Raw genomic sequence first — 2,677 nt, 5'->3', positions numbered from 1 at the left:
ACGCCCGCCCCCGGCACGCCGCGACCCCCGCCATCCGGGGATGGGCGGGGGTCGGGGAACGCTCACTCGCGGCGGCCCGGAGGGCTGCCGCGGGCGGATCACATCGCGTCGAGGATCTCCTTGGCGAGCGCCGCGGTCGCGGACGGCGTCTTGCCGACCTTGACACCGGCGGCCTCGAGGGCGTCCTGCTTGGCCTGCGCGGTACCCGCGGAGCCCGACACGATGGCGCCGGCGTGGCCCATGGTCTTGCCCTCGGGAGCCGTGAAGCCCGCCACGTAGCCGACGACCGGCTTGGTGACGTTGGCCTTGATGTAGTCGGCCGCGCGCTCCTCGGCGTCGCCGCCGATCTCGCCGATCATCACGATGACCTTGGTCTCCGGGTCGTTCTCGAAGGCCTCGATGCAGTCGATGTGCGTGGTGCCGATGATCGGGTCGCCGCCGATACCGATGGCGGTCGAGAAGCCGTAGTCGGCCAGCTCGTACATCATCTGGTAGGTCAGGGTGCCCGACTTGGACACGAGTCCGATCGGGCCCTTGCCGGCGATGTTGGCCGGCGTGATGCCGACCAGCGACTCGCCCGGCGTGATGATGCCCGGGCAGTTGGGGCCGATGATGCGGGTCTTGTTGCCCTTGGACACGTTGTAATTCCACGCGTCGGCGGTGTCCAGGACCGGGGCGCCCTCGGTGATGACCACGGCCAGCGGGATCTCCGCGTCGATGGCCTCGATGATGGCGTCCTTGGTGAACGGCGGCGGGACGAAGAGGATCGTCACGTCGGCACCGGTGGCCTCCATGGCCTCGGAGACGCTGCCGAACACGGGGAGCTCGACGTCGTTGCCGTCGGCGTCCTTGTGGGCCACGGTGGTGCCGGCCTTGCGGGCGTTGACGCCACCGACGACCTGGGTCCCGGCCGCGAGCATGCGGGCGGTGTGCTTGGTGCCCTCGCCGCCGGTGATGCCCTGGACGATGACCTTGCTGCCTGAGTTGAGGAAGATCGACATATCTGGTTGTTCCTACTCTTCCTACTTGGAGGCCAGCTCGGCGGCCTTGTCGGCGCCGGAGTCCATGTTGTCGGCCAGGGTCACGAGCGGGTGATTGGCGTCGGCGAGGATCTTGCGACCCTCCTCGACGTTGTTGCCGTCCAGGCGGACGACCAGCGGCTTGTTGGCCTCGTCGCCCAGCATCTCCAGGGCCTTGACGATGCCGTTGGCCACCGCGTCACAGGCGGTGATGCCGCCGAACACGTTGACGAAGACGCTCTTGACCTGCTCGTCGCCGAGGATCACGTCGAGCCCGTTGGCCATGACCTCGGCCGAGGCGCCGCCGCCGATGTCGAGGAAGTTGGCGGGCTTGACGCCCCCGTGGTTCTCGCCGGCGTAGGCGACGACGTCGAGCGTGGACATGACCAGCCCGGCGCCGTTGCCGATGATGCCGACCTGACCGTCGAGCTTGACGTAGTTGAGGTCGTTCTCCGCGGCCTTCTGCTCGAGGGGATCCGTGGTGCCGGCGTCGGCGAAGTCCGCGAACATCTCCTTGTGACGGAACTCGGCGTTCTCGTCCAGGGTGACCTTGCCGTCCAGCGCGAGGATCTCGTCGTTCGGGGTGCGGACGAGCGGGTTGACCTCGACGAGGGTGGCGTCCTCGTTGACGAACACCTCGTACAGCTTGGCGATGGTCACGGCGGCCGCGTCCAGCACCTCCTCGGGGAGGTGGCCGGCGGCCGCGATCTCGCGCGCCTTGGCCACGTCGACACCGACCGTGGGGTCGATGTTGATCCGCGCGAGGCGGTCCGGGGACTCCTCGGCGACCTGCTCGATCTCCACGCCGCCCTCGACCGAACACATGGCGAGGTAGTTGCGGTTGGAACGATCGAGGACGAAGGAGATGTAGTACTCCTCCGCGATGTCGCTGGCCTCGGCCACGAGGAGCTTCTTGACGATGTGGCCCTTGATGTCCAGGCCAAGGATGTCCTCGGCCCGCGCGCGCGCTTCGGTGGCGTCCTCCGCCAGCTTCACGCCGCCGGCCTTGCCACGGCCCCCGACCTTGACCTGCGCCTTGACGACGACAGGCTTGCCGATCTCGGCCGCGACCTTCTCGGCCTCCTCCGCGGTATCCGCGACGCGCCCCGGGGTGGTGGGGACGTCATGCTTCGCGAAAAGAGCCTTTGCCTGGTATTCAAAGAGATCCATCAGCTCACCATCTTGACGTGGGTAGATTCGCCCGGCCCTGTTGAAAGCCGAGTCAACCCTCATCCTAAGCGGCCAGTGTGTCGCCCGTCGCACCCTGGGGGTAGACGTGTGTGTCGGGTCACAGATCACCGGGTGCGCGACGCCCCTCACGCCACCACTCGCGACACGGCACTCAACTCCAAGCCCCTCAATCACTGGAGTCACACCGGTGTGATCCACCCCTCCCCATCGGGCGGCCCGTTACCTTGCGGCACCGTTGCCGATCCGTTACTTTGGGGGACGTCTTGATCACGGAAAGATCACAGCACGACCTCAGAGGGGAAACGCCACCGGTGAAGAACGAGTCGCAGCACGTACCACCAGCGACTCCTGTCGTCGTACCCGCCTCCGGAGCACACGGCGGAGGACGTCACCGTCTCCCCGCTCCCCCGCACGCCCTGCGCGGCCGCGCGGCCGTCCTGGCCGTCGCCGCCGGCGCCGCGGTGTCG

At 67.9% G+C, this 2,677-nt stretch carries 3 protein-coding genes; all 3 read right to left on the bottom strand.

The features are described from left to right. Window positions 1-98: 98 nt before the first annotated feature. Complete coding sequence (gene sucD / locus G6018_RS15110) at window positions 99-1,001, bottom strand: succinate--CoA ligase subunit alpha (RefSeq protein WP_182610770.1); 903 nt, start codon at window positions 999-1,001, stop codon at window positions 99-101. 21 nt (window positions 1,002-1,022) lie between these two features. Next, the gene (gene sucC, locus G6018_RS15105) at window positions 1,023-2,189 is read right to left on the bottom strand and encodes an ADP-forming succinate--CoA ligase subunit beta (protein WP_182615772.1); all 1,167 of its coding nucleotides are present in this window, start codon (window positions 2,187-2,189) and stop codon (window positions 1,023-1,025) included. 299 nt (window positions 2,190-2,488) lie between these two features. Continuing rightward, on the bottom strand, window positions 2,489-2,677 hold a 189-nt coding region (locus G6018_RS17170; RefSeq protein ID WP_206685269.1), incomplete at its 5' end, for a hypothetical protein.

Origin of the sequence: Dietzia sp. DQ11-44, assembly GCF_014145205.1 — a bacterium.
In the GTDB taxonomy this organism is placed as follows: Bacteria; Actinomycetota; Actinomycetes; order Mycobacteriales; family Mycobacteriaceae; genus Dietzia; species Dietzia natronolimnaea.
This window is presented reverse-complemented; position numbering and strand designations above follow the sequence as displayed.

What these genes read in the sequence shown, in the direction of transcription:
- sucD (WP_182610770.1), bottom strand. Translation starts at nt 1,001, where the DNA reads ATGTCGATCTTCCTCAACTCAGGCAGCAAGGTCATCGTCCAGGGCATC.
- sucC (WP_182615772.1), bottom strand. Translation starts at nt 2,189, where the DNA reads ATGGATCTCTTTGAATACCAGGCAAAGGCTCTTTTCGCGAAGCATGAC.